Origin of the sequence: Pseudomonas sp. L5B5 (assembly GCF_020520285.1) — a bacterium.
Classification (GTDB): domain Bacteria; phylum Pseudomonadota; class Gammaproteobacteria; order Pseudomonadales; family Pseudomonadaceae; genus Aquipseudomonas.
This window is the reverse complement of record NZ_CP084742.1, coordinates 4,812,882-4,838,305: the sequence shown is the minus strand read 5'-3', so window position 1 is coordinate 4,838,305 and position 25,424 is coordinate 4,812,882. Positions and strand designations below refer to the sequence as shown.

Genomic DNA, 25,424 nt, shown 5'->3' with positions numbered 1-25,424 from the left:
GTTAACATCCGCAACCCTTAAAAACCGACGATCTCAACCGCGCTTTTTGCGAGGAGAACGTTGACCCCGGTAATGAATGAAGGTAGCTCTGGATGCCAGCCGTCAAAGTTAAAGAGAACGAACCCTTCGACGTAGCTCTGCGTCGTTTCAAGCGCTCCTGCGAAAAAGCCGGTGTTCTGGCTGAAGTTCGTAGCCGCGAATTTTATGAGAAGCCGACTTCCGAGCGTAAGCGCAAAGCAGCAGCTGCTGTTAAGCGTCACGCCAAGAAAGTTCAGCGCGAACAGCGCCGCGCCGTACGCCTGTACTAATACACAGACGTTCGCTGCAAGCTTCTGCCAAGCCCGGCCTTCCGCCGGGCTAATGGCATTTGCGGATCACGCTTGATGCTTCACCGTCGAAGTCGCCCTGGCGACCCAGACAAACCTGCTTCACCACGTCAGACCTGGCTACTGCCAGCGGTGCACGTCTTTTCTGACGAGCCTTTCAAGGCTACTGACGAGCACACCCTTTACCGATTCCTGCAGATTACCAGCCCAAGGCGTCCTCCTGGAGACCCGCCCAATGAGCTGCCCAGGCCTTCTCGATGGCCACTGCCGGACTCGACGCAACACCTTTCAGATAGCCGAACACTGATTGAAACTAACGTCAGTGGACAATCGGCAGATACACTTCCCGACTGCGATCACGCCGAACCCCTGGATCGAGCCGCGCACTCCACACGCCTCGCCACCCCGGTCCCTTCGACTGCATCGCCAGGGCTATTTTTCCGCGCAGTGATGACGAGAACGCCATGGCCGGGCTCATTCCCCAGAGCTTTATTGACGACCTTCTGAACCGCACCGACATCGTCGATGTCGTCAGCTCGCGCCTGCAGATCAAGAAAGCCGGCAAGAACTACACTGCCTGCTGCCCGTTTCACAAGGAAAAGACCCCCTCGTTCAGCGTCAGTCCCGACAAGCAGTTCTATTACTGCTTCGGCTGCGGCGCCGGCGGCAATGCCCTTGGCTTCATCATGGACCACGACAACCTGGACTTTCCCCAGGCTGTGGAGGAACTGGCGAAGGCAGCCGGCATGGAGATCCCCCGTGAAGAAAGTGGGCGCGGCCAGCGCAAGCCCCGCCAGCCCACCGACTCGCCACTGTATCCACTGCTCACCGCAGCCGCCGACTACTACCGCCAGGCCTTGAAGAACCATCCTGCCCGCAGGGCAGCCGTGGATTACCTCAAGGGGCGCGGTCTCACCGGCGAGATCGCCCGGGATTTTGGCCTGGGGTTCGCTCCACCCGGCTGGGACAACCTGTTCAAGCACCTGAGCAGCGACACGCTGCAGCAAAAGGCCATGATCGACGCCGGCCTGCTGATAGAGAATGCCGAGACCGGCAAGCGTTACGACCGCTTCCGCGACCGCGTGATGTTTCCGATCCGCGACAGTCGGGGCCGGATCATCGCCTTCGGCGGCCGAGTCCTGGGCGACGACAAGCCCAAGTACCTGAACTCCCCGGAGACCCCGGTCTTCCACAAGGGGCAGGAGCTCTACGGCCTGTTCGAGGCACGCAAGAACAATCGCAACCTCGAGGAAATCATCGTCGTCGAGGGTTACATGGACGTGATTGCCCTCGCCCAGCAAGGCCTGCGCAACGCGGTCGCGACCCTGGGCACCGCAACCAGCGAAGAACACCTCAAGCGCCTGTTTCGCATAGTACCCAGCGTGCTGTTCTGCTTTGATGGCGACCAGGCCGGTCGCAAGGCCGCCTGGCGCGCACTGGAATCCACCCTGGGCTCATTACAGGACGGACGCCGCGCACGCTTCCTGTTCCTCCCGGAAGGGGAAGATCCGGATACCCTGGTTCGCTCGGAAGGCACCGACGCCTTCCGAGCCCGGATCAACCAGCACGCACAACCCCTGGCCGACTACTTCTTCCAGCAACTGATCGAGGAAGCAGACCCGCGCTCACTGGAGGGCAAGGCCCACCTTGCAACGCTTGCCGCACCATTGATCGAGAAGATTCCGGGCGCCAACTTGCGGATACTGATGCGCCAGCGCCTCACCGAGATCACCGGCCTGAGCAATGAAACGGTCAACCAGCTGGCGCACAATCCAGCACCGCAAGCACCACCGGTCTATGACGCCGGCATCGACTATGACGGCATGCCGGACTACGTCGACTACCACGAGCCCCACCAGGAAGCCTACGCCCCCCAACAGGAGTGGACGCCGAAGAAGCAGGGCGGCGGCAAGAAATGGGAAAACAAGCCATGGGACAAGAATGGCAAGGGCAAACGCCAGGGGGACCGCGACCAGCCGCGAGCGCCACGCATTCCCGCGGCAGTGGAACCACCTACCCTGTCGGCCCTGCGAACCTTGCTGCATCACCCGCAACTGGCAGAAAAAGTTGAAGATGCCGGGCACTTTGCCGATGACGACAACACTAACACCCAGCTGCTGGTGGCCCTGATCGAAGCCGTGCAGAAAAATCCTAAGCTACGCTCTATTCATCAGCTGATGGCGCGCTGGCACGGTACCCAGCAAGGGAATCTGCTCACTGCACTGGCAGAAAAAGAGTGGCTGATCGACGGAGATAACCTTGAACAACAATTTTTCGACACCATTAACAGCTTGTCGGCTCGCCAACGCGAGCGTGTTTTAGAGCAACTTCTCAGGAAATCGCGTCAAAGCGAGCTCAACAGCGAAGAGAAAAAACAGCTGGTGGAGCTTCTAAAACGCAATGTTCCCGCATCAAACCCGACCTCAACTGGCGCGTGAGGTCATAGCTCGGGTATAATCCTCGGCTTGTTTTTTGCCCGCCAAGACCTTCAGTGGATAGGGTGTTATGTCCGGAAAAGCGCAACAGCAGTCTCGCCTCAAAGAGTTGATCAGCCGTGGACGTGAGCAGGGTTACCTGACTTACGCGGAGGTCAACGACCACCTGCCGGAGGATATTTCAGATCCGGAACAGGTGGAAGACATCATCCGCATGATCAACGACATGGGGATCAACGTATTCGAGAGTGCTCCGGATGCGGATGCCCTTTTGTTGGCCGAAGCCGATACCGACGAAGCAGCAGCTGAAGAAGCCGCCGCAGCGTTGGCGGCTGTGGAAACCGACATTGGTCGCACTACCGACCCAGTGCGCATGTACATGCGCGAGATGGGTACGGTAGAGCTGCTCACTCGTGAAGGCGAAATCGAAATCGCCAAACGCATCGAAGAGGGTATCCGTGAAGTGATGGGCGCTATTGCGCACTTCCCTGGCACGGTGGAACACATCCTCTCCGAATACGCTCGCGTCACCACCGAAGGTGGTCGCCTGTCTGATGTTCTCAGCGGTTACATCGATCCGGACGACGGCATCACGCCGCCTGCCGCCGAGATACCACCGCCTGTCGACAGCAAGTCGGCGAAAGAGGATGACGACAGCGAGGAAGAGGACGGTGAATCGTCCGACGACGAGGAAGAAACCGAAAGCGGTCCGGATCCGATCGTCGCAGCCCAGCGCTTCGGCGCAGTGGCCGACCAGCTGGAAGTCACCCGCAAGGCGTTGAAGAAGCACGGTCGCGAGAACAAGCAGTCCATTGCCGAGATGCTGGCCCTGGCCGAGCTGTTCATGCCGATCAAGCTGGTGCCCAAGCAGTTCGAGGGCCTGGTCGAGCGTGTACGCAGTGCCCTGGATCGCCTGCGTCAGCAAGAGCGCGCCATCATGCAGCTGTGCGTGCGTGATGCCCGCATGCCGCGTGCCGACTTCCTGCGCCAGTTCCCGGGCAACGAAGTGGACGAAAGCTGGACCGACGCCCTGGCCAAAGGCAAGAGCAAGTATGCCGAGGCCATCGCTCGCCTGCAGCCGGACATCATTCGTTGCCAGCAGAAGCTGACCGCCCTTGAAGCCGAGACCGGCCTGAAGATCCTCGAGATCAAGGACATCAACCGTCGCATGTCCATCGGCGAGGCCAAGGCCCGTCGTGCGAAGAAAGAGATGGTTGAAGCGAACCTGCGTCTGGTGATCTCCATCGCCAAGAAGTACACCAACCGTGGCCTGCAATTCCTCGATCTGATCCAGGAAGGCAACATCGGCTTGATGAAAGCGGTGGACAAGTTCGAATACCGTCGTGGCTACAAGTTCTCGACCTACGCCACCTGGTGGATTCGCCAGGCGATCACCCGTTCGATCGCCGACCAGGCTCGCACCATCCGTATTCCGGTGCACATGATCGAGACGATCAACAAGCTCAACCGTATTTCCCGGCAGATGCTGCAGGAAATGGGTCGCGAACCGACTCCGGAAGAGCTGGGCGAACGCATGGAAATGCCTGAGGACAAGATCCGCAAGGTATTGAAGATCGCCAAAGAGCCGATCTCCATGGAAACCCCGATCGGTGATGACGAAGACTCCCATCTGGGCGACTTCATCGAAGACTCGACCATGCAGTCGCCAATCGATGTTGCCACCGTTGAGAGCCTGAAAGAAGCGACTCGCGAAGTACTGTCCGGCCTCACTGCTCGTGAAGCCAAGGTCCTGCGCATGCGTTTCGGCATTGACATGAACACCGACCACACCCTCGAGGAAGTCGGCAAGCAGTTTGACGTGACCCGCGAGCGGATCCGTCAGATCGAAGCCAAGGCGCTGCGCAAGCTGCGCCACCCGACGCGAAGCGAGCATCTGCGCTCCTTCCTCGACGAGTAACACCAAGACCCCCAGCCCTGCTGGGGGTTTTGCTTTTTGCAGTTCCTCCCTGCGCTCATACCCCGTCTACACTCGAAGCATTCTCCCGTTCCCCACAACGAGACGGTTATGCCCAGACTGTCGGCCATGCTTCTACTGGCGCTACTTACCTGGACCGCAACGGCTGGCGCACTGACTCTCACCGACGAAGAACGTAGCTGGCTCAAGTCCCACCCGGAACTGCGCCTGGGCATTGATGCCTCCTGGCCACCCTTCGAATACCGAGACGAGGAAGGCCGCTACCAGGGCCTGGCGGCGGACTACATCCAGCTGATCCAGGAACGCCTGTCAATCAGCCTCAAGCCCGTGGAACCCGCCAGCTGGACCGCCGTGCTCGAAGACGCCCGACAAGGCAAGCTGGACCTGTTGCCGGGGATCATGTCGACCCCCGAACGCCAGAGCTACATGGCCTTCACCCGGCCCTACCTCGACTTTCCCATCGTGATCCTGGCCCATAAAGGGGGGGCCCAGCCCCGCAACCTCAATGATCTCTACGGCCTCAAGATCGCCGTGGTGGAAAACTACGCACCTCACGAACTGCTGCGCTCCCATCACCCGGACCTGAACCTGGTGGCCATGCCCAACGTCAGCTCGGCCCTGCAAGCCCTGGCCACCGATGAAGTGGACGCCGTGGTCGGCGACCTCGCCTCCAGCGTCTGGAGCCTGCGTCAACTCAAGCTCGACGGTCTCTATGTCAGTGGCGAAACCCCCTATCGCTACCAGCTGGCAATGGGCGTACCGCAGGACAACAAGGTCCTGGTGGGCATCATCGACAAGGTCCTGGCCGATCTCAGCTCCGAGGAAATCAACACCATCCAGCAGCGCTGGGTGGGCAGCGTGCTCGATCACCGGATGTTCTGGCTGGATGTGCTGGTCTATGGCCTGCCAGGCCTGCTGCTGCTGATCACCGTGCTCGCCGTGGTCATCCGCATCAATCGCCGCCTGAGTTCGGAAATATCTCGCCGGGTGGCCCTGGAACAGGAACTGCGCAGCAGCGAATACCACTACCGCAGCCTGGTGGAGAGCCTCTCGGCGATCGCCTGGGAAGCCAGCGTCAGTGACTTCACCTACAGCTACGTCTCGCCCCACGCCGAGCCGTTGCTGGGATATCCCCTGGCCCACTGGCTGATTCCCGGCTTCTGGCGCAACATCATCCACCCCGCCGACCTGACCCGCGCCCAGGCGTTCTGCGAGCACGAACTCGAGGCGGGGCGCGATCACAGCCTCGACTACCGAGTGATCACTGCGGACGGTCGCTGCCTCTGGGTCCGCGACATCGTCAGCCTGATCGAGCACGGCCACGAACCGGTGATGCGCGGCCTGATGATCGACATCAGCGAGGCCAAGCACACCGAGGAGGCCCTGCGCCTGTCCGAGCAGAAGTTCGCCTCGGTGTTCCAGCAATGCCCGGATATCCTGGTCATTGCCCGCCTGTCCGACGGTTGCCTGCTGGAGGTCAACAAGGCCTTCGAAGAGCAGATCGGCCTGAGCGCCGCCGAGGTCATAGGCCAGACCGCCACCCATCTCAACATCTGGGGCATCCCCGGGGTCGGCCCCAGCCTACTGCAACGCTTGCAGGCCGGCAGCATCCGCAACCTGGAAATGCCCTTCCGGCGCCACACCGGCCAGCTGTTCACCGGCCTTATTTCCGCCGAACCCTTCGACCTCGACACCACCCCGGCGCTGGTCGTGGTAGTGCGGGACATCAGTCAACTCAAGGAGACCCAGCAACAACTGCAGACCTCCGAGGAAAAGTTCGCCAAGGCCTTCCATGCCTCGCCGGACGGCTTGCTACTGAGCCGCCAGCGCGATGGCCTGCTGCTCGAGGTCAACGAAGGCTTCAGCCGCCTCACTGGCTTCAACAGCGCCATGTCCCTGGACCGCTCGACCCTTGACCTGGGAATCTGGGTCAACCTCAATGAACGCAAGCAATTGCTCGACCTGCTGCAACGTGATGGTTTCGTCCGGGACTTCACCTGTCATATCCGCCGCAGCGATGGCCAGATCCGCCTTTGCGAACTTTCCAGCCGACCGCTGCCCATTGGCGAAGACGACTGCATGCTGACCATTGCCCGGGACATCACCGACCGCCATCTGATGCAGGAAAAACTGCAACAGGCCGCCACCGTGTTCGAAAGTACCGCCGAAGGCGTGATGATCACCGACACCCAACAGCGCATCAGCGCGGTCAATCGCGCCTTCAGCGAAATCACCGGCTACAGCGAGAGCGAGGCCCTGGGACACACCCCGCGCCTGCTCGCATCCGGGCTGCACGACAGCGCCTTCTACGCGGCGATGTGGCACCAGTTGACCCAGGAAGGGCACTGGCAGGGCGAGATTTCCAACCGCCGCAAGAATGGCGAGCTCTACCCCAACTGGCTGACGATCAACGCCGTACGCAACCGCGAGCACCAGACCACTCACTTCGTCGCGGTGTTCGCCGACATCTCCAGCCTCAAGCATGCCCAGGCCCGGCTCGACTACCAGGCCCACCACGACCCGCTGACCGGCTTGCCCAACCGCACCCTGTTCGAAAGCCGGCTGCTGGCGGCACTCAACAGCCAGCAGGACAACGGAGGCCAGGGCGCAGTGCTGTTCCTCGACCTGGATCGCTTCAAGCACATCAACGACAGCCTGGGCCACCCTGTCGGCGATCTGCTGCTCAAGGGCATCGCCGTACGCCTCAAGGAGCAACTGCGCGATATCGATACCGTGGCCCGGCTGGGCGGGGACGAGTTCATCATCCTGCTTCCCGGCCTGCACCAGGCCAGCGACGCCGACTACATCGCCGGCAAGCTGCTGAACTGCTTCAACGCCCCCTTCCAGGCAGGCGAACACGAGTTTTTCATCAGCGCCAGCATCGGCACCAGCCTGTACCCCAAGGACGGTTGCGACGTCGCCACCCTGATCAAGAACGCCGATGCCGCCATGTATCGCTCCAAGGCCAAGGGCCGCAACCGCGTGGAACGCTACACCCGCGACCTGACCTCCCAGGCCAGCGAACGCGTGGCCCTGGAGCATGAACTGCGGCGAGCCATCGAGCGCAACGAACTGGCCCTGTATTTCCAGCCCAAGATCAGCCTCGACAACCACCAGCTGGTGGGCGCCGAAGCCTTGATCCGCTGGCGTCACCCCAGCTTCGGCGAGGTCCCGCCGGAACACTTCATCCCGCTGGCCGAGGAGAACGGCATGATCCTGCCGATCGGCGACTGGGTTCTGGAACAGGCCTGCCAGCACCTACACCACTGGAACCAGCACTACGAAAGCTTCGGCCCCCTGTCGGTAAACCTCGCCGGTGCCCAGTTGCGCCAGCCCAACCTGCTGGGGCGCATCGAACAGCTGCTGCATGACTACAACCTGCAGCCCGGACTGCTGCAGCTGGAAATCACCGAGAACTTCATCATGAGCCAGGCCGAGGAGGCACTGGAAGTGCTGCACCAACTCAAGCACCTGGGCGTGCAACTGGCCATCGACGACTTCGGCACGGGCTACTCCTCCCTGAGCTACCTCAAGCGCCTGCCGCTGGACTTCCTCAAGATCGACCAGTCGTTCGTCCGTGGCTTGCCGAACGACCCCCACGACGTGGCGATCGTACGCGCCATCATCGCCCTGGGCCGCAGCATGCAGTTCACGGTGATCGCCGAAGGCGTGGAGAACCAGGAACAGCAGACCTTCCTGGCACTGGAAGGCTGCGAGCAGATCCAGGGCTACATCGTCAGCCTGCCGCTGGAAGCCGAGGAATTCTGCGCGCGCTTCCTGCAGATCCGCGTTTCCGACTTTTCGGATAGCACAGCCGAGAAACCATCGTTATAATCCGCCGCCTACTGAGGGCCTATAGCTCAGTTGGTTAGAGCAGAGGACTCATAATCCTTTGGTCCACGGTTCAAGTCCGTGTGGGCCCACCACATTCGAAACCGCGCAATGCGCGGTTTTTTTGTGCCTGCCAATACGTCGCGATGCGACTGGCTATTGAATCGCCACCTTAAATCTCACGACTATCCCACCGTCATATCGATGTCCAACCAGGACAAGAGACGCCCCGGTGTCTTTCACGATAAGAAAGGGATCTATCGATGGTTGAGATTACGCGCCGATCACTGGTGGGGCTCGCGTCAGCCCTGCCGCTGCTTTCATTGCCAGGTTGGAGCCGGGCCGCCGAACCCGCTCCGCCGCCCCTCCAGCCACCGTCCGACGATGTCCTGATCAATTTCAACGAAAACCCCTGGGGCCCCTCTTCCGCCAGCCGCCAGGCCATGCAGCAAGGCATCGCCCTCAGCGGCCGCTATCCCTACAAGCTCCAGTACCGGCTCAATGCACTCTTCGCCCGCCAGCAGGGGGTTCCCGAGGACCATGTACACAGTTTCTGTGGCTCCAAGGCCGCGCTGCAGCATGCCGTCATGGCCTTCACCCAGGCCGGTAGCCTGGTCATGGCCACCCCCTCCTACGAGGCGCCCAGGGAGGCAGCCGAAGGGCGGCAGGTCAAGGTCCACGAGATTCCCCTCGACAGCCAGCACCGTCACGACCTTACGGCCATGCTCGCCGCCGATCGCTCTGCAGGGATGATCTACCTGTGCAACCCCAACAACCCTACTGGCACCCTGACGCCACGGCAGGCCATCGAACAGGCCCTGGCGAGTAAACCCAAGGGCTCGATCATGGTGATCGACGAAGCCTATATCGACTTTGCCGATGCCAGCACCTGCATCCCCCTGGTCAAGGATCACCCTGGACTGCTGGTACTGCGCACCTTCTCCAAGATCTACGGCATGGCCGGCGCGCGGTTGGGCCTTGCCGTGGGCCAACCGGAACTGCTCGAGCGCCTGGAAGCCTATGGTGGCTACAACGTACCGGCGGCCTCCACCCTGCTGGGAGGCCTTGCCAGCCTGGAAGAGCCGGGCCTGCTGGCCGAACGCAAGCGGCACAACCGGCAGTTGCTTGAGCAGACCATCACCTGGCTGCAAAAGCGCGGCTTCACCTGCACGGCCTCCCAGGCCAACTGCTTCATGATCGATGTCCGGCGCCCGGCCCAGGAAGTGGTCGATGCCCTGGCGGCACGGCAAGTACGGATCGGCCGGGTCTGGGACAACTGGCCGAACTGGGCACGGGTCAGCGTCGGTTCAGAGCAGGACATGCAGCGCTTTCGCGAGGCTTTCGCCCAGGTCATGCCCGGCTGAACCCCGCTCCCGGCGACTGGCAAGCCGTCAGCCCGGCGGCTTTTCCTGCCCCGGCCCAGGTCGCGCCAGGGCGACGAGCGGCAAGCGTTGGGAGGCGCTAACATGTGCGCTCCCCGATCACCGTGCTGGAGCCCATCTTGTCCGATAGCCGCCCTCCCGTTCTCGACGAAGTCGACCGTCAGTTGATCGCCGCCTTGCAGATCAATGCTCGCGAGAGCGTGGCAATGCTGGCCCGGCAATTGGGCATCGCCCGCACCACCGTGACCTCGCGCCTGGCGCGCCTGGAAAAGGCCAGGGTCATCACCGGCTATGGCGTGCGCCTGGGCCAGCGGGTCGTCGATGGCGGACTGCAGGCTTACGTCGGCATCAAGGTCCAGCCCCGCTCCGGCAAGGAAGTCCTGCGGCGGCTGAGCGGCATGGCCCAGGTCCAGCAACTGTGCGCGGTCAGCGGCGAATTCGACTACGTGGCCTGGCTGCGCACCGAGTCCCCGGAACAGCTGGACCAGTTGCTGGACCAGATCGGCAGCATCGACGGCGTGGAGAAGACCACCACCTCGATCATCCTCAGCAGCAAGATCGACCGTGGGCATGCGCTTTAAGGTTTGATTTACGTCACTTTGAATTTTATTTTCGTCATATTGGTCAATAACGATGCATAACGACGACAGATTGCGTCTTATTTACGAGTTCTCCCCTCTCTAGAATGGCTGCCATCCTTTCCTATACTCAGCATTTCGCTGAGCCGCCCGCCAAGGTCAGCCATGAACAAGAACAATCGCCATCCTGCAGACGGCAAGAAACCCATCACCATCTTCGGCCCGGACTTCCCCTTCGCCTTCGATGACTGGATCGAGCACCCCGCCGGCCTGGGCAGCATTCCCCAAGCGCAACACGGGGCCGAAGTAGCGATCATTGGCGCCGGCATCTCCGGGCTGGTAGCGGCCTACGAATTGATGAAGCTGGGTCTCAAGCCCGTGGTCTACGAGGCCTCGAAAATGGGGGGGCGCCTGCGTTCGGAAACCTTCGAAGGCGCCGACGGTATCATCGCGGAGCTGGGCGGCATGCGGTTCCCGGTGTCCAGCACCGCCTTCTACCACTACGTCGACAAGCTCGGCCTGGAAACCCGCCCCTTCCCCAACCCGCTGACCCCGGCTTCGGGCAGCACCGTGGTAGACCTGGAAGGCACCAGCCACTACGCCGAGAAGATGGCCGACCTGCCGGAGATCTTCCGTGAAGTCGCCCAGGCCTGGGCCGAAGCCCTGGAAGACGGCTCACGCTTCTCGGAAGTCCAGGACGCCATCCGCGAGCGTGACACGGTCAAGCTCAAGGCCCTGTGGGACGAACTGGTGCCGAAGTGGGACGACCGCACCTTCTATGACTTCGTCGCCACGTCCAAGGCCTTCTCGCGGCTGTCCTACCGTCACCGCGAGATCTTCGGCCAGGTCGGCTTCGGCACCGGCGGCTGGGACTCGGACTTCCCCAACTCCATGCTGGAAATCTTTCGCGTGGTGATGACCAACTGCGATGACCATCAACACCTGGTGGTAGGAGGGGTCGAACAGGTTCCCCGGGGCATCTGGAGCCATGTGCCGGAACAGTGCGCCCACTGGCCGGCCGGCACTTCCCTGGCCACACTGCACAACGGCGCGCCGCGCCCGGGCGTGAAAAAGATCGCCCGTGCCGCCGATGGCACCTTCGCCGTCACCGACTACTGGGGCGATACCCGCCACTACGCGGCGGTCCTGGCGACCTGCCAGACCTGGCTGCTGACCACCCAGATCGAGTGCGAGGAGGCGCTGTTCTCGCAGAAGATGTGGATGGCCCTGGACCGCACCCGCTACATGCAGTCCTCGAAGACCTTCGTGATGGTCGATCGGCCATTCTGGAAGGACAAGGACCCGCAAACCGGCCGCGACGTGATGAGCATGACCCTCACCGATCGCCTGACCCGTGGCACCTACCTGTTCGACCACGGCGACGACAAGCCGGGGGTGATCTGCCTGTCCTACTCCTGGATGAGCGACGCCATGAAGATGCTGCCGCACCCGGTGGAAAAACGCGTGCAACTGGCCCTGGATGCACTGAACAAGGTCTATCCCAAAGTCGACATCGCCAGCCACATCATCGGCAACCCGATCACCGTGTCCTGGGAAGCCGACCCGCACTTCCTCGGCGCCTTCAAGGGCGCACTGCCGGGCCACTACCGCTACAACCAGCGGATGTACGCACACTTCATGCAGGACGACATGCCTGCCGAACAGCGTGGCATCTTCATCGCCGGCGACGATGTGTCCTGGACGCCGGCCTGGGTCGAGGGAGCAGTGCAGACCTCGCTCAATGCCGTCTGGGGCATCATGAAGCACTTCGGTGGTGCCACCCATGCGCAGAACCCGGGGCCGGGAGATGTGTTCCACGAACTCGGCCCGGTCGTCCTGGCCGACTGAGCCCCGCCGGGCAAGGCCGGGGACACCCGGCCCAAACCTGCGGTACCGGTTATAGTGACCGGATCGCAAGTCAGAGGAGTCAAGAGCATGAGCATGCGCGTCGCCCTGTACCAGTGCCCTCCACTGCCGCTGGATGTAGCCGGCAACCTGCAGCGCCTGCACCAGGTGGCCATGCAAGCCACCCAGGCCGACCTGCTGGTGCTGCCGGAGATGTTCCTCAGCGGCTACAACATCGGCCTCGAAGCGGTCGGTGCCCTGGCCGAAGCCCAGGATGGCCCGGCCGCCCAGCGCATCGCCGCCATCGCCCAAGCCGCCGGCACGGCAATTCTCTATGGATATCCCGAGCGCGACACCGACGGGCGGATCTACAACGCCGTGCAGTTGATCGACGCCAGGGGCCAGCGCCTGTGCAATTACCGCAAGACCCATCTGTTCGGCGACCTGGACCACTCGATGTTCAGCGCCGGCACAGACGATTTCCCCCTGGTGGAACTCAATGGCTGGAAGCTCGGCTTCCTGATCTGCTACGACATCGAGTTCCCGGAAAACGCCCGGCGCCTGGCCCTCGCCGGGGCCGAGCTGATCCTGGTGCCAACGGCCAACATGATTCCCTATGACTTCGTCGCCGACGTGACGATTCGCGCCCGGGCCTTCGAGAACCAGTGCTATGTGGCCTACGCCAACTACTGCGGTCACGAGGAGCAGATCCGCTATTGCGGCCAGAGCAGCATCGCGGCCCCCGATGGCAGCCGGATCGCCCTGGCCGGGCTGGACGAGGCCTTGATCATCGGTACCCTGGATCGCCAGTTGATGAACGAATCCCGGGCACTGAATCGCTACCTGTCCGATCGCCGCCCCGAACTGTACGGCGAGCTGGGCAAGCGCTGATCCCGGGATATCCGCTAGCATGGGCACCTCTCTGTCCTGGATGCACCCATGCTCGCGCCGAACCACCCCCTGCCCCCTCTGGAAATCCTGGCCAACGGCCTTCGGGTTTCCCTGCGTCATGTCCCTCGCCTGAAACACTGCGCCGCAGTGTTGCGGGTCGCCGCCGGCAGCCATGACGTACCGCCGAGCTGGCCGGGCCTGGCGCACTTTCTGGAGCACCTGCTGTTTCTCGGTACCGAGCGGTTCCCGGCCGAACAGGGGTTGATGGCCTTCGTTCGCGCCCAGGGCGGGCAACTGAACGCCAAGACGAGCGAGCGCAGCACCGAGTTCTTTTTCGAACTGCCGGTCGGCGCTTTCGCGGGTGGCCTGGAGCGCTTATGCGACATGCTCGCCCACCCGCGCATGGACCCCGCGGAGCAACGGCGGGAACGCGAAGTGCTGCATGCGGAGTTCATCGCCTGGTCCCGGGATGCCGCGGCTCGGCGCCAGTTCGCCTTGTGCGAGGGCCTGAATGCCGCACATCCGCTGCGCGCCTTCCATGCCGGCAACCGCTACAGCCTGAACCTGCCCAGCCAGGCTTTCCAGCACGGCCTGCAGCAATTCCATCGCGACTTCTACCAGGCCGGCCAAATGACCCTGAGCCTGGTTGGGCCGCAACCCGTGGAAGAGCTGCGGGCCCTGGCTGAACGGTATGGCGCCTGCCTGCCGACAGGCCAGCCCCTCGAGCAGATACCGCCGCCGGCACTGCTGACCACACCCACCAACACCTACCAGCAACTCGACGGCCAGCGCCTGGACCTGCTGTTTAGCGCTGAAGGACTGCCTCAAGGCGCCAGTGTGGCGCTGGATTTTCTCTGCACATGGCTGCAATCCGACAAACCCGGGGGATTGCTCGCCAGCCTCCGGCAGCAGTCACTGGCTCACAGCCTCAAGGCCCAGGTGTTGTACACGTTCGCCGGGCAGGCATTGCTGCATCTGGAGCTGGGCCTGGCCCAGGCAACGACCGATGCACCGATACAGATCCGCACGCTGTTGAGGGGCTGGCTGGCCTTCTTCGCCGCCCAGGGCGACTGGCCCCAGTTGCGCGAGGAGTACGCCCTGCTCCAGCAACGCCGGCTGCAAGTCGGCAGCGCCCTGGAGCTGGCGCGCCGGGACAGCTGCCAGACTGCCCAGGCGCTCGACGAAACGGGACTCGCGGCCCTCAAGGCGTTGCTGCGCCAGCTGCAGCCCCAGACGATGGGCACCATCAGTGGCGACTGGCAGCTGCCGCCTCCCAACCCCTTCCTGCGCAATGTCGCCGAGGCTCCCCAGCCCGGCTTGATTCGCGGGCAAAGCAGCCGGCACCGCGGGCTGCGCACCTTCGCCCAGGATCGTAGCCGGGGCCGACGCGACCACCCGGGCCTGACATTCAGCCAGGCCCTGCCTGCACAAACGGGCGAAGGCGTGCTGCTCCTGCGCTGGCGCCTGGCAGCACCCGCACCGAGCGGCCTGCACCATCGCCTGCAGCAGCATTTGACCGCGCTGGCCGGTGATGCTCGACAGGCCGGGGTGGAGCTGGGCTTCACCGCCTGCGGCAGGGATTGGCTGCTGCAACTGCGTGGCCTGCACCAGCCCATGCCGGCGGTGTTGCAACAGGCCTTGCAGCAACTGGCCGAGCCCTCTCCTGCCTTCTGGCAGCCAAGTGCCGGTCTTGGTGAAGCGCCGCCCATGCCGTTGCGCCAACTGCTCAAGGTCTTCGCCGAACAGCCAGTGCCCGGCAGCGACGAGGCATTGACCCCGCAAGCCCTGCAAGTGCTATGGAGCAACACCCGCTGGAACGGGCTGGCCGTGGCCTTGCCGAGTCACTTGCAGGACGCTGTTGCCCGCGTGCTACAGCGCACGCCCGGCACTGCCAATACCGAACCTGGCCAGGTGCCGCAACCAGAGGTGGGCCATGCCTGGCAGACGGTGCCCATGGATAGCACCGAGCAGGCCCTGCTGCTGTTCTGCCCGGCCCCGCCTGGCAACCTCGCGGCCGAAGCGGCCTGGCGCCTGCTCGGCCAGCTCTGCCAGACCCCCTTCTACCAGCGCCTGCGGGTCGAACTGCAATTGGGTTATGGCGTGTTCAGCGCGGTGCGCCAGGTCGATGGCCGCACCGGCCTGTTGTTCGGCGTTCAGTCGCCACACAACAGCCTTGTCCAGATCCTTGGCCATCTGGAGCACTTCCTCCAGCACTTGCCCGACCAGCTCCAGGCTCTCGCCCCCCAGGCCTGGCAGGATCAGCGTCAGGCTCTGGCCCAACAGCTGCAACCCGCCCAGTTACCGCTGGACCAGGCTGCGCAATTGCTGTGGCAGGCGCAACAGGCCGGCCATCCCGCGGATTACCTGCAACAGTTGCCGGCCTGCATCGCAACCCTGGCGCCAGCAGCGGTGATCGACGCCGCCCGACAATTACAGCAGGCCACCAACGGTTGGAAGGTCCTGGCCAATGGCCCTTGCCCGGGTTCGCCCTGGCAAGTGGCAAAGTGATCATTACCCGTGATGCAATGAGCTTTCTTCAGAATTGCAGGCAACCCGTTGTGGGAATTTAGTAAGATTGCGCCCTAAGCATCTGAACATCTCCGCCCGGAGGTGGACTATATGTATAGGCAACACTCGTCCCACCCACCTCAAAGGAGCACTTACATGACCTGGTCCAAACCTGCCTACACCGATTTGCGCATCGGCTTCGAAGTCACCATGTACTTCGCCAGCCGCTGATTTCTGGCTTCGGTCGGAACATCCAGCGCAACGCCTCGGCCCGTCCGGGGCGTTTTCATTTTCAGTCGTCCACAATCTTCAAGTCACAGCCCAGGGAGCGCTCATGTTTGTCCAGATTCTAGGTTCCGCCGCCGGTGGCGGTTTTCCGCAGTGGAACTGCAACTGCGTGAACTGCGCAGGCTTTCGCGACGGCAGCCTGCGGGCCCAGGCTCGTACCCAATCGTCCATCGCAATCTCCGATGACGGCGTGAACTGGGTACTGTGCAACGCCTCCCCGGACATTCGTGCCCAGTTGCAAGGCTTCGCACCCATGCAGCCGGGCCGGTCCCTGCGCGATACCGGGATCAGCGCCATCATCCTCATGGACAGCCAGATCGACCACACCACCGGCCTGCTCAGCCTGCGCGAAGGCTGCCCGCATCAGGTCTGGTGTACCGACATGGTCCACGAGGACCTGAGTACCGGTTTCCCGCTGTTCAAGATGCTCAGCCACTGGAACGGCGGGTTGCACTGGAACCGTATCGAGCTGGACCAGGGCTTCACCGTGGCCGCCTGCCCCAACCTGCGCTTCACGCCGCTGCCACTGCGCAGTGCCGCCCCACCCTATTCGCCCCATCGCTTCGACCCGCATCCGGGGGACAACATCGGCCTGATCGTTAAAGACCTGCGCACCGGCGGCAAGTTGTTCTACGCCCCGGGCCTGGGCAAGGTGGACGCCCCGCTGCTGGAGATCATGGCTGCCAGCGACTGCCTGCTGGTGGATGGCACCCTGTGGGAAGACGACGAGATGCAGCGTCGTGGCGTGGGCACCCGCACCGGCCGGGAGATGGGTCACCTGGCGCAGAACGGTCCCGGCGGCATGCTCGAAGTGCTGGAACAGCTGCCCCGCCAGCGCAAGGTGCTCATCCACATCAACAACACCAACCCGATCCTCGACGAAGACTCCGCCGAACGTGCCGAACTGGTACGCCGAAAGGTGGAAGTGGCTTACGACGGAATGAGTATTGAGCTGTAGGGCCGATCCCCACAAGCTCGGCCCCAGAGCCCTGGGGCCATGTACGCAGACGCGGGCCCACCCGCGACCAGGCCACGCCCCGGAGAATCAAGATGACCGATATCCCCCTGTCACCCGCCGAATTCGAGCAGGCCTTGCGCGCCAAGGGCGCCTATTACCACATCCATCACCCCTACCACGTGGCGATGTATGAAGGCCGCGCGACCCGCGAACAGATCCAGGGCTGGGTCGCCAACCGCTTCTACTATCAGGTGAACATCCCGATGAAGGATGCGGCGATCCTCGCCAACTGCCCGGATCGGGAAGTCCGCCGCGAGTGGATCCAGCGCCTGCTGGACCATGACGGCGCCCCGGGCGAGGACGGCGGTATCGAGGCCTGGTTGCGCCTGGGCCAGGCCGTGGGGCTAGACCCGGACCAACTGCGCTCCCAGGAGCTGGTACTGCCGGGGGTACGCTTTGCGGTGGACGCCTACGTCAACTTCGCCCGCCGTGCCAGCTGGCAGGAAGCCGCCAGCAGCTCGCTGACCGAGCTGTTCGCCCCGCAGATCCACCAGTCGCGCCTGGACAGCTGGCCCCAGCACTATCCCTGGATCGACCCAACCGGCTACCAGTACTTCCGTACGCGCCTGGGTCAGGCCCGGCGTGATGTGGAGCATGGCCTGGCCATCACTCTGCAGCACTACACCACGCGTGCCGGCCAGGAGCGCATGCTGGAAATTCTCCAGTTCAAACTGGACATCCTTTGGAGCATGCTCGACGCCATGAGCATGGCCTATGAACTGAACCGCCCGCCTTATCACAGCGTCACCGAGCAGCGGGTCTGGCACAAAGGGATCACTTTATGAGTTTCGATCGCAGCAGGACCCCACGCTGGCGCCCCGGCTATCGCTTCCAGTACGAGCCGGCGCAAAAGGGCCACGTACTGCTCTATCCCGAAGGCATGATCAAGCTCAATGACAGCGCCGCGCTGATTGGCGGCCTGATCGATGGCGAACGTGACGTGGCATCGATCATCAGCGAGCTGGAAATCCAGTTCCCGGGAGTGGTCGAGCTCGGTGAGGACATCGAGCAGTTCATGGAGGTCGCCCGTGCCCAGCACTGGATCGAACTCGGCTGAACCGGCGGTTCTGCCCGCCAAGCCGGAGGTCGGCCTGCCGCTGTGGCTGCTGGCCGAGCTGACCTACCGCTGCCCGCTGCAATGTCCCTACTGCTCCAATCCCCTGGATTTCGCCGAGCAGGGCAAGGAGCTGAGCACCGAGCAATGGCTCAAGGTCTTTCGCGAAGCGCGGGAAATGGGCGCCGCGCAGCTGGGTTTCTCCGGCGGCGAGCCACTGGTGCGCCAGGACCTCGCCGAACTGATCGGTGAGGCGCGCAAGCTGGGCTTCTACACCAACCTGATCACCTCCGGCATCGGCCTCACCGAGCAGAAGATCAGCGACTTCAAGAAAGCCGGCCTGGACCATATCCAGATCAGCTTCCAGGCCAGCGACGAGCAAGTGAACAACCTGCTGGCCGGCTCGAAGAAAGCCTTCGCCCAGAAGCTGGAAATGGCCCGCGCGGTCAAGGCCCACGGTTATCCGATGGTGCTGAACTTCGTCACCCACCGGCACAACATCGACAAGATCGACCGCATCATCGAGCTGTGCATTGCCCTGGAAGCCGACTTCGTCGAGCTCGCCACTTGCCAGTTCTACGGCTGGGCCCAGCTCAACCGCGTCGGTCTGTTGCCGACCCGGGAACAGTTGGTGCGCGCCGAGCGCATCACCAACGAGTACCGCGCCAGGCTGGAGGCCCAGGGCCACCCCTGCAAGCTGATCTTCGTCACCCCGGACTACTACGAGGAGCGTCCCAAGGCCTGCATGAACGGCTGGGGCAGCCTGTTCCTCACCGTGACCCCGGACGGCACCGCCCTGCCGTGCCACGGCGCCCGGCAACTACCGGTGCAGTTTCCCAATGTGCGCGACCACAGCATGCAGCACATCTGGTACGAGTCCTTCGGTTTCAATCGCTTTCGTGGCTACGACTGGATGCCCGAACCCTGCCGCTCCTGCGACGAGAAAGAACAGGACTTCGGCGGCTGCCGCTGCCAGGCCTTCATGCTCACCGGGGATGCCAGCAACGCCGATCCGGTGTGCAGCAAGTCGCCCCACCACGGGATGATCCTCAAGGCCCGTGAAGAGTCCGAAACCGCCACCCAGACCATCGAACAACTGGCCTTTCGCAATGAACGAAACTCACGCCTCATCGCCAAGGGTTGAACCCTTCAGCGCCAGCCAGGCCACGGCCGCTGGTGTGGACTTCGCCGAGCTGCAACTGACGCCCCAGGGCCTGTTCTGGAACGAGTATCGCCCCGAAGATGCGGCCTGCCGGGTCTGGCACTGGCACCAGGGCCAGGCTCGCTGCCTGACGCCATCAGGTTTCAGCGTGCGCAGCCGGGTCTACGAATACGGTGGCGGCGCCTTCTGTGTCAGCGCCGACAGCCTGCTGTTCGTCAATGAAAGCGACCAGCAACTGTACCGCCAGGCCCTGACCGAGGGGGCTCCCGTGGCCCTGACCCAGGGCGATTGCCGCTACGGCGATCTGCACCATCATGCCGGGCAGGTCCTGGCCGTCGAGGAGTACGTGGATGAACACCGGCTGGTCGCCATCGACAGCGATACCGGCCAGCGCCAGCTGCTGGCGACCGGCGCCGACTTCTACGCCGCGCCAACCCTCAGCCCCAACGGTCAGCGGCTGGCCTGGATCGAATGGGACCGCCCGCACCAGCCCTGGACCTGCACCCGGCTGATGCTCGCCGAGCGCCTGGCCGATGGCCGCTGGAGCGAACCACGCTGCGTGGCGGGCAACGGCGAACCGGAATCCCTGCAGCAACCGCGTTTCGACCCGCACGGTCTTCTGTACTGCCTCACCGATCGCCAGGGCTTCTGGCAACCCTGGGTCGAGTCGGGCCTGGGTTTGCGCGCCCTGCCCTGTGCGGCAGCTGACCATGCCCCGGCCCCCTGGCAACTGGGCGGCTGCACGTGGCTGCCCCTGGGCAATGACCGTTGGCTGGGCAGTTGGACCGAAGAGGGGTTCGGGCGCCTGGGCCTGCACCAGGCCGATGGTGCACGGCAGGACTTCACCGGCGCCTATAGTCGCTTTCGCAGTCTGGCCCTGGACTCGCAGCAGCTGTACTGCATCGCCGCCTCCCCCACCAGCCCCTCGGCAGTGATCGCCATCGACCGTGCGACCAGCCAGGTCCAGGTACTGGCCGGCGGCGTCGCGCCGCTGGCCGCGGAACGCATCAGTCGCCCGCAGACCCTGTGCTACCCCAGTGGCGAGGGCCTGGCCCATGGGTTCTTCTATCCGGCCATGAACGGTGTGGGGCGCCCGCCGCTGGTGGTGTTCATCCATGGCGGCCCGACCTCGGCCTGCTACCCGATGCTCGACTCGCGCATCCAGTTCTGGACCCAGCGCGGCTTTGCCGTGGCCGATCTCAACTACCGGGGCAGCAGCGGTTATGGCCGGGCCTATCGCCAGGCCCTGCATCTGCGCTGGGGGGAAGTGGACGTGGAAGACGCGTGCGCGGTAGTGGCCTACCTGGATCAGCAAGGCCTGATCGACCCCGGGCAAGCGTTCATCCGTGGCGGCAGCGCCGGTGGTTACACCACCCTCTGCGCCCTGGCCTTCGCCCAGGTCTTTCGCGCCGGCGCCAGCCTCTATGGCGTCAGCGATCCCCTTGCCCTGGGACGCGTCACCCACAAGTTCGAAGGCGACTACCTGGACTGGCTGATCGGCGACCCCGAGCAGGACCACGAGCGCTACCTGGCTCGCACACCCTTGCTGCATGCCCGCAACATCCAGGTGCCCGTGGTGTTCTTCCAGGGCGAACTGGATGCCGTGGTGGTGCCCGAGCAAACCCGGGTCATGCTCAAGGCCCTGCAAGAGCAGGGGATTGCCGCCGAAGCCCATTACTACCCGCAGGAACGCCACGGCTTTCGCCAGGCCGAGAACCAGGCACATGCGCTGGAACAGGAATGGAAGTTCTACTGCAAGGTGCTGCAAGCTCCGCGCTGAGCAGGCCCTGCCCGTTGCGACAACGGGCAGGGTGGCGAGTCAGCGCTTGGCGATGATGTACACCGCATGCACGATACCGGGGATGTATCCGCACAACGTCAACAGGATGTTCAGCCAGAAAGCACCGCCGAATCCCACTTGCAGGAAAACCCCGAGAGGGGGCAGCAGGATGGCGAAGATGATGCGGATCAGATCCATGGGACGACTCCTGACAGAAACGGCTCGAATGAGCCTGACCTGCAATCGACCCTGGCCCGGCGCCAGGGTTCAGCGCACCTTTCGCCTGGCCCAGCCCTGCTCAGGCCAGGATCTCGATCCCATGCTTGTGCACGATGCTCAGCAGCTTGAGAGCCATGCCGCTGGGATGCTTCTCGCCACTTTCCCATTTCTTCACGGTGGAGGCGCTGGTGTTCAGGTAGCTGGCAAATACCGGCTGACTGACCTGGTTGCGCTCACGGATCGCCTTGATCTGTGCAGGCGGGATCTGCTCCGGCACCACGGCGATGCAGGCCTTGTCGAAACGCCGCATGGTGGTCTTGCCGATGGCACCTATGACCTGCAGGGCACTGGCGGATTCGTGAATCGACTCCAGGGCATCGCTGACAAACTTTCTAGTCATGGACTATCTCCACAAATTCCTCGATTTCAATCATCTGCTGAATCTGCCAGGCATCCAGCCGCGCGTAGGACTTGGCCAGCTCACGAAACATCAGCAATTCCTTGAGATCGATGTTGCTCCGGTCCTGCTTGGCGAACAGGAACTGATAGACCCAGCAATCTCCCCCCTTGCCAGCAGGATGGCTCGATAACGATTGGCACCCAAGCGTTTTTTCCAGACACCACCGCCCATGGGGTCTCCTTGCCCATTGAGCAGTTCACTGAACGCCCGCTGCAACTCGGCTTCGCTGATCAGTGCCTTGCGGGCGCGATAAGCGAAGCCCCGGGTTTGAAACAGTCTGATAGGCATGGCATCCCTTCCCATAAATAAATACCACCAGGTGGTATATATGTTCAAATCGACCTGCTGAACGGAGTTCATCCGACAGCTGCGGCAATCCTCGCCGGCCAGTACAACGAGCCTGGAAACGACCAAAGACTCAAGGCCCAACAGGGCCATGGAAAAGGACAGAGACAAAAAAACGCCCCGTGCGAAAAATCGGACACGGGGCGACGCGTTATACCGCGAGACGGTTCAGGAATTCTGTCAGCACAAGGTTGGGTGAGGCCCGGAAAGGTAGTCCAGCACCCGGAACAAGGTGGGCGCCAGGCCACTGCAATGGGGAATACCGGCGAGGATCGCCTGACGGTCTTCGACACTGTCGGGCCCGGCATCCTGCTCGGCGCTCAGCCAGCCCCGGGGACGCGATTGCAGAAGTGCCTCGATGCTCTGCAAGTCGCTCTGCAGCAGGCATTGCAGGCCAATGGCGCGTTCCTGCCAGATGAACCCCTGGTTGGCGCAGGCGGCAGAGCGATAGAGCGGCAAGGCGCCCTTGGGCAGATCGAAGCTTTCACCATGCCAATGGAAGGCCATCAGGCGTTCCGGTAGCGCCAGCCCCAGCGGCGAATCCTGGGCGCTGGGGTACTTTTCCACCGGCCACCAGCCAATCTCGCTGGCCGCACAAAGGCGGACGCGAGCGCCCAGGGCCTGGGCCAGGAGCTGCCCGCCCAGGCCGATGCCCAGTACCCGCTTGCCAGCGGACAGGGCCTTGCGCAACAAACGTTTTTCCGCGGCCAGCCAGGGCGTCTGCACCTCGTCATGCACGCTCATGGGGCCGCCCAGGAGGATCAGCAGGTCGAAGCTGTCGAGCCGTGGCAGGCGAGCCTGGGTGTACAGATGGCAGATGTGGACCGCCGTGGCGCGCTCCAGCAACCATTGGCTGATACGACCCGGACCAGCTGCCGGTGAATGCTGCAGGATCAATACACGCATCAGACAGTCACTCCCTTGCGGCACTGCAATTGCGCGGTGCGTACCCGGGCAAAGGCTCGGGCCAGGCGCAGCAGCATTTCATCGATATTGCCCTTGCTCACGGTCAGCGCCGGCGTGAACCGCAGGCAGTCCGGCTGCACGGCATTGATCAGCAAGCCCTCGTGCAGTGCAGCCTTGACCAGCGCCTCGGCCGAATCGTCCGCCAGGCTCATGCCCCAGAGCAGCCCGTGACCACGAACCTGGCCCTGGGCATGACGGCTGGCCAGGCGCGCCAGGCCTTGTCCCAGGTACTGGCCGTTGCTGCGCACCTGCTGCAGGAAACCATGTTCTTGAAGGCTGTCCAGCACCGCCAGGCCAGCACATGTCATCAGGGCGTTGCCGTGGTGGGTGCCATCCAGTTCGCCCTGCTCGAAACAGCAGGCCTTGCCCCGGGCCAGCAGCGCGGCCAGTGGCACCCCTCCGCCCAGGCCCTTGCCCAGGGCGATGATATCGGCACGCACGCCATACAGTTGTTCGGCCAACAGCGTGCCGCAACGCCCCATGCCGGTCTGCACCTCATCGAAGATCAACAGGATGCCCAGCTCACGGCACAAGCGCTCCACGCCCTTGAGGTAATGCTCGGTGGCCGGCACCACCCCAGCCTCGCCCTGGATCGGCTCGAGCATGATGGCTACCGTTTGGGCGTCCACCGCGGCATGCAGGGCCGGCAGGTCATTGAAAGGCACCTGGCTAAAGCCTGGCAGGCACGGTTCGAACCGATTGCCAGTGACTGTGCCGCCTGCCGCCGACAGGGCAGCGAAACCCCGACCGTGGCAAGCCTGGCTGGCCGTGATGATGCCCGCCGCCCCTGCACGATGCAGTTGCCCCCATTTGCGGGCCAGCTTGATGGCCGCCTCACACGCCTCGCTGCCACTGCCCAGCAGGTAGGCCTGGTCGCTGCCGGTACTGCGACACAGCCGGGTAGCGAGCTTGAGCATGCCGCGATTGTAGAATCCGGAGCCGGGGTTGATCAGCGATTGCGCCTGGGCGGTCAGTGCATTGACCAGTACCGAAGGGCTGTGACCGAGGCTATTGGCAGCCCCGGCCTGGGTGAAGTCCAGATAAGTGTGATCGTCGCTGTCCCACAGCCAGGAACCCTGGCCACGGACAAACACTGGCTGTGGCCGCGACACGCTGGGCATCAGGCAGTCGCTGGGCAGGCTGTCGGCCGCGACGACCGCGTTGGCGGCCATGGCCAGGTCATCCAGGCTGGGCGAGGTGCGACGGGAACTGAACAGATTCATGCCGACAGCCCTCGCAACCATGGGCATGGAGGGTTTGCAATCGGGTATTCGTCTACATTACCGGCCAGTGCCTGGCCGGGCTCTGTTGCCTTTCCTATGTAAACACCACCGACCTGAACGCTATTCATCGCCTTTCGTGGCCCTGTAAGCCCTGTGAATAGGCGGTAGACTAGGCCTCTCGGCGGCTTCGGGCCATTTCGATTTTTAAGCTTTTTCGATAAGAATTACTTATGGATTTCAAACAACTGCGTTACTTCGTCGCGGTGTATGAGGAAGGCCATGTAGGGCGCGCCGCAGAGCGTCTTTCAATCTCTCAACCAGCGTTGTCCCAGCAGATTCGCCAGTTGGAACAGCACCTGGATGTCAGCCTGTTCGAACGCAGCAGCAAGCGCCTGCTGCCGACCCTGGCCGCCCATACCCTGTACAACCACGCCCTGCCCCTGCTCGATGGCCTGCAGCAGGCTCGCGAAGCCTTGCGCAATTTCAAGGGACAGGCCCTGCGGACCCTGGCCATCGGCGTACTGCAGACCGTACACAGCAGCCTGGTGCCGCAGATGCTCGAACGGGTGCGCAAGGCTCAGCCGCATCTGGTGGTGCAGATCTACGAATTGACCGGGCTGGAAATCGAACGACGCTTGCTCAACGGCTCGCTGGACATCGGCATCAGCTACTTGCCACCGCGCCAGCCTGGGCTGCATGGCGTACCGCTGTACGAAGACGAACTGACCCTGGTCATCCCCGAACAGCATCCTCTGCGCGAATTCAAGAAAGTCTCCATGAGCCAGGCGGCCGAGCTGCCGATGCTGTTGCTGGGGGAAGAGTTCCAGATCCGCCAGATCTGGCAGGCGCAGCTGGCCAACCTGGGGAGACGCCCGCAGGTGCAGGCGGAGCTGAACAACATGGCCGGGATTCTCGACAGCCTGCCCCACACTCGGCTGGCCACTGTGCTGCCGGGACGCTCACAGCAGCAGCATGGCAACAGGGAGTTGCTCTGGAAGCCGCTGAGTGAACCCAGGGTGCCACTGAAAGTCGGACTGGTTTGCCGTGACCTGCAGCGTCAGCAGGGGACGCTGGAATTGCTGCGTTCGCTACTGGAGGACTCGCCGCACTCCCAGGATGGGCGCCTGGGCGGTCCTGCCCTGCCGGAGCCCTTGATCTGAACGGGTAAACAAAAAAC

The 25,424-nt window shown here is 63.2% G+C and carries 20 protein-coding genes, 1 tRNA gene and 1 pseudogene; 17 read left to right on the top strand and 5 right to left on the bottom strand.

The features are described from left to right. Positions 1–92: 92 nt before the first annotated feature. The 16 genes from rpsU (at position 93) to LGQ10_RS22000 (ending at position 21,034) form a co-directional block, all read left to right on the top strand. Positions 93–308 (top strand): 30S ribosomal protein S21, encoded by a 216-nt coding sequence (gene rpsU, locus LGQ10_RS22075; RefSeq protein WP_002551877.1) that lies wholly within the window; start codon positions 93–95, stop codon positions 306–308. A gap of 482 nt (positions 309–790) precedes the next feature. Beyond that, complete coding sequence (dnaG, locus tag LGQ10_RS22070; RefSeq protein ID WP_226523202.1) at positions 791–2,764, top strand: DNA primase; 1,974 nt, start codon at positions 791–793, stop codon at positions 2,762–2,764. 67 nt (positions 2,765–2,831) lie between these two features. Next, a complete protein-coding gene (gene rpoD / locus LGQ10_RS22065) occupies positions 2,832–4,679 on the top strand; it encodes an RNA polymerase sigma factor RpoD (RefSeq protein ID WP_058435084.1) in 1,848 nt (615 codons plus the stop codon). Between the two features lie 108 nt (positions 4,680–4,787). Next, positions 4,788–8,531: a bifunctional diguanylate cyclase/phosphodiesterase gene (locus LGQ10_RS22060; RefSeq protein ID WP_226523201.1), complete on the top strand. Its 3,744-nt coding sequence runs from the start codon at positions 4,788–4,790 to the stop codon at positions 8,529–8,531. Between the two features lie 15 nt (positions 8,532–8,546). Further along, positions 8,547–8,623, top strand: a tRNA-Ile gene (locus LGQ10_RS22055). Between the two features lie 168 nt (positions 8,624–8,791). Next, positions 8,792–9,892 carry a pyridoxal phosphate-dependent aminotransferase gene (locus LGQ10_RS22050; RefSeq protein WP_226523200.1) on the top strand — a complete coding sequence of 367 codons (1,101 nt, stop codon included), beginning with the start codon at positions 8,792–8,794 and terminating at the stop codon, positions 9,890–9,892. A gap of 137 nt (positions 9,893–10,029) precedes the next feature. Next, positions 10,030–10,491: an Lrp/AsnC family transcriptional regulator gene (locus tag LGQ10_RS22045; protein WP_058435022.1), complete on the top strand. Its 462-nt coding sequence runs from the start codon at positions 10,030–10,032 to the stop codon at positions 10,489–10,491. Between the two features lie 162 nt (positions 10,492–10,653). Beyond that, the gene (locus tag LGQ10_RS22040) at positions 10,654–12,336 is read left to right on the top strand and encodes a flavin monoamine oxidase family protein (RefSeq protein WP_226523199.1); all 1,683 of its coding nucleotides are present in this window, start codon (positions 10,654–10,656) and stop codon (positions 12,334–12,336) included. Between the two features lie 93 nt (positions 12,337–12,429). Next, positions 12,430–13,224: a carbon-nitrogen hydrolase family protein gene (locus LGQ10_RS22035; protein ID WP_226526179.1), complete on the top strand. Its 795-nt coding sequence runs from the start codon at positions 12,430–12,432 to the stop codon at positions 13,222–13,224. Between the two features lie 48 nt (positions 13,225–13,272). Then, positions 13,273–15,732 carry a pyrroloquinoline quinone biosynthesis protein PqqF gene (pqqF, locus tag LGQ10_RS22030; protein WP_226523198.1) on the top strand — a complete coding sequence of 820 codons (2,460 nt, stop codon included), beginning with the start codon at positions 13,273–13,275 and terminating at the stop codon, positions 15,730–15,732. Positions 15,733–15,888: 156 nt separating this feature from the next. After that, positions 15,889–15,963, top strand: coding sequence for a pyrroloquinoline quinone precursor peptide PqqA (gene pqqA / locus LGQ10_RS22025; protein WP_003194766.1), 75 nt, complete (start codon positions 15,889–15,891; stop codon positions 15,961–15,963). A 103-nt stretch (positions 15,964–16,066) separates the two neighbouring features. Beyond that, positions 16,067–16,978 (top strand): pyrroloquinoline quinone biosynthesis protein PqqB, encoded by a 912-nt coding sequence (pqqB, locus tag LGQ10_RS22020; RefSeq protein ID WP_226523197.1) that lies wholly within the window; start codon positions 16,067–16,069, stop codon positions 16,976–16,978. 92 nt (positions 16,979–17,070) lie between these two features. Continuing rightward, positions 17,071–17,823 carry a pyrroloquinoline-quinone synthase PqqC gene (gene pqqC, locus LGQ10_RS22015; protein WP_226523196.1) on the top strand — a complete coding sequence of 251 codons (753 nt, stop codon included), beginning with the start codon at positions 17,071–17,073 and terminating at the stop codon, positions 17,821–17,823. Then, a complete protein-coding gene (pqqD, locus tag LGQ10_RS22010) occupies positions 17,820–18,095 on the top strand; it encodes a pyrroloquinoline quinone biosynthesis peptide chaperone PqqD (protein ID WP_058437166.1) in 276 nt (91 codons plus the stop codon). The genes pqqC and pqqD overlap by 4 nt, the downstream gene beginning before the upstream one ends. Beyond that, entirely contained in the window at positions 18,067–19,236 is a 1,170-nt protein-coding gene (gene pqqE, locus LGQ10_RS22005; RefSeq protein ID WP_226523195.1) for a pyrroloquinoline quinone biosynthesis protein PqqE, read from the top strand. The genes pqqD and pqqE overlap by 29 nt, the downstream gene beginning before the upstream one ends. Further along, on the top strand, positions 19,202–21,034 hold the full coding sequence (locus tag LGQ10_RS22000) for an alpha/beta hydrolase family protein (protein WP_058437168.1): 1,833 nt from the start codon (positions 19,202–19,204) through the stop codon (positions 21,032–21,034). The genes pqqE and LGQ10_RS22000 overlap by 35 nt, the downstream gene beginning before the upstream one ends. A gap of 39 nt (positions 21,035–21,073) precedes the next feature. Here the strand turns inward: LGQ10_RS22000 and LGQ10_RS21995 are convergent, their stop codons facing one another. The 5 genes and pseudogenes from LGQ10_RS21995 to LGQ10_RS21975 all read right to left on the bottom strand — a co-directional run bounded on the left by LGQ10_RS21995 (position 21,074) and on the right by LGQ10_RS21975 (position 24,247). Then, entirely contained in the window at positions 21,074–21,232 is a 159-nt protein-coding gene (locus LGQ10_RS21995; protein WP_011063854.1) for a YqaE/Pmp3 family membrane protein, read from the bottom strand. A 100-nt stretch (positions 21,233–21,332) separates the two neighbouring features. Next, positions 21,333–21,653: a helix-turn-helix domain-containing protein gene (locus tag LGQ10_RS21990; protein ID WP_058437169.1), complete on the bottom strand. Its 321-nt coding sequence runs from the start codon at positions 21,651–21,653 to the stop codon at positions 21,333–21,335. Next, positions 21,646–22,001 (bottom strand): annotated as a pseudogene (locus LGQ10_RS21985) (type II toxin-antitoxin system RelE/ParE family toxin). The gene LGQ10_RS21990 and the pseudogene LGQ10_RS21985 overlap by 8 nt, the downstream one beginning before the upstream one ends. A gap of 237 nt (positions 22,002–22,238) precedes the next feature. Then, on the bottom strand, positions 22,239–22,964 hold the full coding sequence (locus tag LGQ10_RS21980) for a type 1 glutamine amidotransferase (RefSeq protein WP_226523194.1): 726 nt from the start codon (positions 22,962–22,964) through the stop codon (positions 22,239–22,241). Next, on the bottom strand, positions 22,964–24,247 hold the full coding sequence (locus LGQ10_RS21975; protein ID WP_226523193.1) for an aspartate aminotransferase family protein: 1,284 nt from the start codon (positions 24,245–24,247) through the stop codon (positions 22,964–22,966). The genes LGQ10_RS21980 and LGQ10_RS21975 overlap by 1 nt, the downstream gene beginning before the upstream one ends. Positions 24,248–24,477: 230 nt before the next feature. Between LGQ10_RS21975 and LGQ10_RS21970 the strand changes: the two genes are divergently transcribed. Continuing rightward, positions 24,478–25,407, top strand: coding sequence for a LysR family transcriptional regulator (locus tag LGQ10_RS21970; RefSeq protein WP_058437172.1), 930 nt, complete (start codon positions 24,478–24,480; stop codon positions 25,405–25,407). Positions 25,408–25,424 lie beyond the last annotated feature (17 nt).